General features: G+C 70.3%; 8 protein-coding genes. 7 read left to right on the top strand and 1 reads right to left on the bottom strand.

Annotation, left to right across the window (positions count from 1 at the left end; all coding sequences use genetic code 11):
• The 5 genes from TSO221_RS20355 to TSO221_RS20340 form a co-directional block, all read left to right on the top strand.
• Positions 1 to 1,867: formate dehydrogenase subunit alpha (locus TSO221_RS20355; RefSeq protein ID WP_146208856.1), on the top strand; the 1,867-nt coding region annotated here is incomplete at its 5' end.
• Positions 1,868 to 1,884: 17 nt separating this feature from the next.
• Positions 1,885 to 2,481 carry a formate dehydrogenase FDH3 subunit beta gene (gene fdh3B / locus TSO221_RS20350; RefSeq protein WP_109120349.1) on the top strand — a complete coding sequence of 199 codons (597 nt, stop codon included), beginning with the start codon at positions 1,885 to 1,887 and terminating at the stop codon, positions 2,479 to 2,481.
• A gap of 122 nt (positions 2,482 to 2,603) precedes the next feature.
• Positions 2,604 to 2,801: a hypothetical protein gene (locus TSO221_RS35540; protein WP_158284152.1), complete on the top strand. Its 198-nt coding sequence runs from the start codon at positions 2,604 to 2,606 to the stop codon at positions 2,799 to 2,801.
• Between the two features lie 14 nt (positions 2,802 to 2,815).
• Complete coding sequence (locus TSO221_RS20345) at positions 2,816 to 3,838, top strand: formate dehydrogenase subunit gamma (RefSeq protein WP_199229548.1); 1,023 nt, start codon at positions 2,816 to 2,818, stop codon at positions 3,836 to 3,838.
• A 17-nt stretch (positions 3,839 to 3,855) separates the two neighbouring features.
• A complete protein-coding gene (locus tag TSO221_RS20340; protein WP_109120348.1) occupies positions 3,856 to 4,317 on the top strand; it encodes a PepSY domain-containing protein in 462 nt (153 codons plus the stop codon).
• Positions 4,318 to 4,335: 18 nt separating this feature from the next.
• On the opposite strand, the gene TSO221_RS35535 is transcribed toward TSO221_RS20340, so the two are convergent.
• Positions 4,336 to 4,620: a hypothetical protein gene (locus TSO221_RS35535; RefSeq protein ID WP_158284151.1), complete on the bottom strand. Its 285-nt coding sequence runs from the start codon at positions 4,618 to 4,620 to the stop codon at positions 4,336 to 4,338.
• A 40-nt stretch (positions 4,621 to 4,660) separates the two neighbouring features.
• Between TSO221_RS35535 and TSO221_RS20335 the strand changes: the two genes are divergently transcribed.
• The gene (locus TSO221_RS20335) at positions 4,661 to 5,617 is read left to right on the top strand and encodes a WD40 repeat domain-containing protein (RefSeq protein WP_158284150.1); all 957 of its coding nucleotides are present in this window, start codon (positions 4,661 to 4,663) and stop codon (positions 5,615 to 5,617) included.
• 54 nt (positions 5,618 to 5,671) lie between these two features.
• A complete protein-coding gene (locus TSO221_RS20330; RefSeq protein ID WP_109120346.1) occupies positions 5,672 to 6,361 on the top strand; it encodes a class II aldolase/adducin family protein in 690 nt (229 codons plus the stop codon).
• Positions 6,362 to 6,364 lie beyond the last annotated feature (3 nt).

The raw sequence follows: 6,364 nt of genomic DNA, 5'->3' as shown, positions 1-6,364 counted from the left end.
GAAGCGCGTGGCGCGCACGCTGGCGTCGAACCGGCCGGGCACGCTGGTCTGGTGCATGGGCGGCACCCAGCACCACGTCGGCAACAACAACACCCGCGCCTACTGCGTGCTGCAGCTCGCCTTGGGCAACATCGGCGTGGCCGGCGGCGGCGCCAACATCTTCCGCGGCCACGACAACGTGCAGGGCGCCACCGACTTCGGCGTCACCTCCGACACGCTGCCCGGCTACTACGGCCTCGCCGAGGGGGCGTGGCGGCACTGGGCGCGCGTCTGGGACGTGCCGTACGACTATTTCCTCGGCCGCTTCAAGGACAAGAAGCTGATGGAGGCCTCGGGCATCACCGTGTCGCGGTGGTTCGACGGCGTCCTCGAGGCCAAGGAGAACATGGACCAGCCGGACACCATCAAGGGCATGGTGTTCTGGGGCCACGCGCCGAACAGCCAGACCCGTCTGCCCGACATGCAGAAGGCGATGGAGAAGCTGGACGTCCTGGTCGTCATCGACCCCTATCCGACGATGACGGCCGTGCTGCACAACCGGAAGGACGGCGTCTACCTGCTGCCCGCCGCCACGCAGCTGGAGACCGACGGCTCGCGCACCGCGTCCAACCGCTCGGTGCAGTGGAGCTTCAAGGTCATGGAGCCGCTGTTCGAGGCGAAGACCGACCACGAGATCATGTACCTGTTCGCCAGGAAGTTCGGCTTCGCCGAGCCGATGTTCAAGGCGATCAAGGTCGAGGGCAACGTCCCCTCCATCGAGGACCTCACCCGCGAATGGAACCGCGGCATGTGGTCGGTCGGCTACACCGGCCAGTCGCCGGAGCGCATGAAGCTGCACATGCAGCATCAGGCGACCTTCGACAAGACCACGCTGCGCGCCAACGGCGGCCCGGCGGACGGCGACTTCTACGGCCTGCCCTGGCCGTGCTGGGGCACGCCGGAGATCAAGCACCCGGGCTCGGCCAACCTGTACGACAACTCGCTGCCCGTCGCCGAGGGCGGCGGCGCGTTCCGCGCCCGCTTCGGCGTCGAGCGCAACGGCGTCACGCTGCTGGCGGAAGGCGCCTATCCGGCCGGGTCCGAGATCAAGGACGGCTATCCCGAGGTCACCATGGCCATGCTCCAGAAGATGGGCTGGGACAAGGACCTGACGGAAGCCGAGATGGCGGTGATGGCCAAGATCGGCGGCGAGAAGATCGGAGCGGTGTCCTGGACCACCGACCTGTCCGGCGGCATCCAGCGCGTCGCCATCAAGCACGGCATCGCCCCGCCGGGCAACGCCAAGGCGCGCGCGGTGGCGTGGAACTTCCCCGATCCCGTGCCGGTGCACCGCGAGCCGCTCTACACCAACCGCCGCGACCTCGTGGCCTCCTACCCGACCTACAAGGACACCAAGTCCTGGCGCCTGCCGACGCTCTACAAGTCGATCCAGGACCGCGACGTGTCGAAGGAGTTCCCGATCATCCTCACGTCGGGCCGTCTGGTCGAGTACGAGGGCGGCGGCGACGAGACCCGGTCCAACCCCTGGCTGGCCGAGCTGCAGCAGGACATGTTCGTTGAGATCAACCCGACCGACGCCAACAACCTCGGCCTCAAGGACGGGCAGATGGTCTGGGTCGAAGGGCCGGAGCGCGGCAAGGTCAAGGTCAAGGCCATGGTGACCGAGCGCGTCGGCAAGGGCGTGGCCTTCATGCCCTTCCACTTCGGCGGCTGGTTCCAGGGCGAGGACCGGCGCGGACGCTATCCGCAGGGCGCCGATCCGATCGTGCTGGGCGAGGCGGCGAACACCGCCACGACCTACGGCTACGACTCCGTCACCCAGATGCAAGAGACCAAGGTCACGCTGTGCCGCATCTCGGCCGCCTGACGCAGGGAGAATAAAACATGGCCCGCATGAAATTCCTGTGCGACGCGGACCGCTGCATCGAGTGCAACGCCTGCGTCACCGCCTGCAAGAACGAGCACGAGGTTCCCTGGGGCATCAACCGTCGCCGCGTCGTGACGATCAACGACGGCAAGCCGGGCGAGCGCTCCATCTCGGTCGCCTGCATGCACTGCTCGGACGCGCCGTGCAAGGCGGTGTGCCCGGTGGACTGCTTCTACCAGACCGCCGAGGGCATCGTCCTGCACAACAAGGACCTGTGCATCGGCTGCGGCTACTGCTTCTACGCCTGCCCGTTCGGTGCGCCGCAGTACCCGCAGGCCGGCAACTTCGGCACCCGCGGCAAGATGGACAAGTGCACCTTCTGCGCCGGCGGTCCGGACCCCGACCATTCCGAGGCCGAGTACAAGAAGTACGGCCGCAACCGCATCGCCGAGGGCAAGCTGCCGCTGTGCGCTGAGATGTGCTCGACCAAGGCGCTGCTGGCCGGCGACGGCGACCGGGTGTCCGACATCTACCGCGAGCGCGTCGTGGCGCGCGGCTTCGGCTCGGGCGCCTGGGGCTGGGGGACGGCGTACCAGATGAAGTCGGGGTCGTAGGGGCGCACTCGCCCCCACCCCTGACCCCTCCCCCGCTGCGCAGGGGAGGGGAATGGCGGCACCCTCCCATGCGCAGCGGGGGAGGGCCGGGGTGGGGGCAATACCCTGGGGAGGAAAGAACAATGACCACCAAGTCCATCACGCGCCTCCTGGTCGTCGGCGCCGCGCTGGCCGCGGCGGCGGGGCTGCTTGCCGGGTGCAACGACGAGGAGCGTCCGCTCCATTTCGCGAAGGGCAAGTACGCCGGGCCGCAGGACGCGCCGCTGTCGGCCGAGCAGCTCGATTCCCTGAAGCAGCGCGTCAACAACGGGCGGTTCTGAGCGGAGGGTACGATATGACGTCCTGGTGCAAGGCGGCGCTCGCCGCGCTGACGCTGATGCTGGGTTTGGCCGCCGCCGGGATGCCGGCGCGCGCGGCCGACACGACCTCCGCGGGGGCTCCGGCGGGAACCCACCAGCTGAACACCGGCGCCGACGCCGACGTCTGGCGGGCCATCCGGCAGGGCGTGCAGGGCACCTCCAGCCTGCCCAACCCGCGCGCCGGCGTGCTGATCCAGTCGGAGGGCGAGAGCTGGCGGGCGCTGCGCAACGGCCCGATCGCCACCTACGGCGCCTGGGCGCTGGCCGGCATCCTGGTGGTGCTGGTGCTGTTCTTCCTGTTCCGTGGCCGTATCCGGCTCGACGCGCCGGCCACCGGCCGGACGGTGCAGCGCTTCAACGCGCTGGAGCGCGGCACCCACTGGCTGACCGCCGGCAGCTTCATCGTGTTGGCGCTGACCGGGCTCAACGTGCTGTACGGCCGCTGGGTGCTGCTGCCGGTGATCGGGCCGGAGGCGTTCGCCGCGCTGACCGGCTGGGGCAAGCTGGCGCACAACTACCTGGGCTTCGCCTTCATGGCCGGGGTGCTGGTGACCTTCCTGCTGTGGGTGCGCCACAACATCCCCGAGCGCGCCGACCTCACCTGGTTCGCCCAGGCCGGCGGCCTGTTCAGCAAGAACGTCCACCCCGAGGCGAAGAAGTTCAACGCCGGGCAGAAGGTGATCTTCTGGGCGACGGTGCTGGGCGGCGCCGGGCTGGGCTTCACCGGGCTGGCGTTGCTGTTCCCGTTCAGCTTCGGCGGGCTGCAGGACATGCAGCTCTACCAGATGATCCACGCGGTGATCGCGCTGGCGATGGCGGTCATCATCATCGGCCACATCTACATCGGCTCCGTCGGCATGGAAGGCGCCTTCGACGCCATGGGCTCCGGCCAGGTGGAGGAGGAGTGGGCGCGCGAGCACCACGCCCTCTGGCTGGCCGAGGTCAAGGGCGAACGCATCGACCCGCGCCCGCACGGTCACCACGCGCCCGCCGAATGAGGAGGACACCGTCCCGCATGCGCACCGCCGTCGCCTCCCTGCTGATCGCCGCCGCGGCCGCGTGGCCCGCGGCGGCCCAGTTCCAGCCCCAGATCCAGCCCGCCGCGCCCGCGCCGCAGGCCGCGCTCCAGGCCGAACCGCCGGTGCCCGCCGCGGCTCCGGTACCCGCCGTGCCGGCCAAGCCCGCCGACGAGGTGAAGCGGCAGATCGAAAAGGAGTATGGCGTCACCGTGCTCCGCGTCCGCGACGTGACGCGCGAGGACGGCAGCCTGGCCTACGCCGTCACCGTGATGAACCCCGGCGGCGACCGCAACAGCGCCTTCGAGGTCAGCACGCTGGAGGTGGACGCCCGCACCGGCAAGCTGGTGCCGCAGTTCCGCCACGCCGCCGACGGCTACACCGCATCGACCGACGGGCGCTATGACCCGAACCGCTCCACCGGCAACCCGGCGGTCCTGCGCGGTCACACATGGCGGTGATGGCTGTTAAATGAGGGGTTACGCCGCCGGCTTGGTCGGAGGGGAATAGGCGATGGGAACGGGGAGGCGGGCGTTGACGTCGCTGATGCGCTCGGCCAACCCGTCGATCCGGCCACGCACCTCGCCGCGGAACTCGGCGACGTACTCGCGGAATTCGGCCACATACTCGCGGAGCTGCGAAAATTCCTTCCGTTGGTCGGCGAACTCGCCTTCCAACCGATCAAGCCGGCGATCCTGCTGGCGAACCATATCGATCAGCAGGTCGATCTTCGACAGCAGCTCCGGGTCGCGTTCCGGTGGCATCGGCGGTCCCTTTATCGCGTGGATCAAGCATACACTTGTCTTGCCGGCCTTGTCCAACAGGACATGGGCGGCGCTGCTTCTCGGCACCATCCTCCTCGCCGCTCCCGTCCACGCCGCCGACCTGATCGGCCACGGCGCCATGGTCAACGCCGTCGCCGTGTCGCCGGACGGGCAGCGGGCGCTGACCGGCAGCTGGGACTACACGGCGATCTGCTGGGACCTCGCGGCGGGCAAGGAACTGCACGCCTTCCAGGACCACACGGGCGGCGTCAACGCCGTCGCCTTCCTGCCGGACGGCCGGCGGGCGCTGACCGGCAGCCGCGATTCCACCATCAAGCTGTGGGACCTGGAGAGCGGCGCCCTGCTGCGCAGCTTCGAGGGGCACACCGGCAACATCGTCGGCCTCGCGGTGTCGCCCGATGGCCGGCGCTTCGCCTCGGCCGGCTGGGACCCGTCGGTCAAGGTGTGGGACGTGGAGAGCGGCGCGCTGCTGGCCACGCTGACCGGCCACACCGCCAACGTCAACGCGGTCGCCTTCACGCCGGACGGCGCGCGGCTGGTCAGCGCCGGCTACGACTTCCAGGTCCGCGTCTGGGACGCCGCGACGTGGCGTGAACTCGCGGTGCTGGAGGGGCACGAGGGCAGCGTCAACGGCGTTGCCGTCTCGCCCGATGGCCGCACCGCCGCCACGGTGTCGAGCGACGAGACGGTGCGGCTGTGGGACCTCGCGGACTTCAGGCAGCTGCGCGCCTGGACCGGACACACCGGCTTCATCACCTCGGTCGCCTTCGCGCCGGACGGGCGGACGCTGCTGACCGGCGGCGGCGGCGACCGCACCGTGCGCCTGTGGGACGCGGCGACCGGCCGCCAGCTGGCCGAGTTCAGCGGGCACGCCAAGCCGGTGTGGGCGGTGACCTACACGCCGGACGGCCGGCACGCGCTGTCCGCCGGCTACGACGCGGTGGTCAAGGAGTGGACCCTGCCGGAGCGGCGTTGACAGGAGCCGGCCCGCCGTGGCGTGCTCGGCGAACCACCCTCGGAGTGCCCGTCCATGAGCCTGCCCGACATCGAGCTTCGCCGCGCCATCATCGACACCTGCCTCGCCATGAACCGGCTGGGCGTCAACCAGGGCGCCTCGGGCAACCTGTCGGCGCGCGTCGACGGCGGCTTCCTGATCACGCCGTCGGGCATGCCCTACGACGAGACGGAGCCGGCGGACATCGTCGAGATGGCCTTCGACGGCAGTTACGCCGGCGAGCGGCGGCCGTCGTCGGAATGGCGCTTCCACCGCGACGTCCTGGCGGCGCGGCCCGACGCGCAGGTGGTGCTGCACGCCCATCCCACCTTCGCCACGGTGCTGGCGGTGCACGGCCGGCCGATCCCGAGCTTCCACTACATGGTGGCGCTGGCTGGCGGCGACAGCATCCGCTGCGCCCCCTACGCCACCTTCGGCACCCAGGAGCTGTCGGACCACGCGCTGGCGGCGCTGGAGGGCCGGCGCGCCTGCCTGCTGGCCAACCACGGCATGATCGTGCTGGGCAACGACCTCAAGGGCGCGCTGGCGCTGGCGGTGGAGGTGGAGGCGCTGGCGCGGCAGTACGTCCACGCGCTGATGCTCGGCCAGCCGACCATCCTGCCGCCCGAGGAGATCGAGCGCGTGGCGGAGAAGATGCGCAGCATGAAGTACGGGCAGGGCGGGGGCGGCGAGCCCGATCCGGACGCGCCGCGGCGGCGGGGGTAGCGC

Source organism: Azospirillum sp. TSO22-1 (assembly GCF_003116015.1).
Lineage (GTDB): Bacteria > Pseudomonadota > Alphaproteobacteria > Azospirillales > Azospirillaceae > Azospirillum.
Note: the sequence above shows the minus strand (reverse complement) of the source record. Positions and strands in the feature narration are given on the sequence as shown.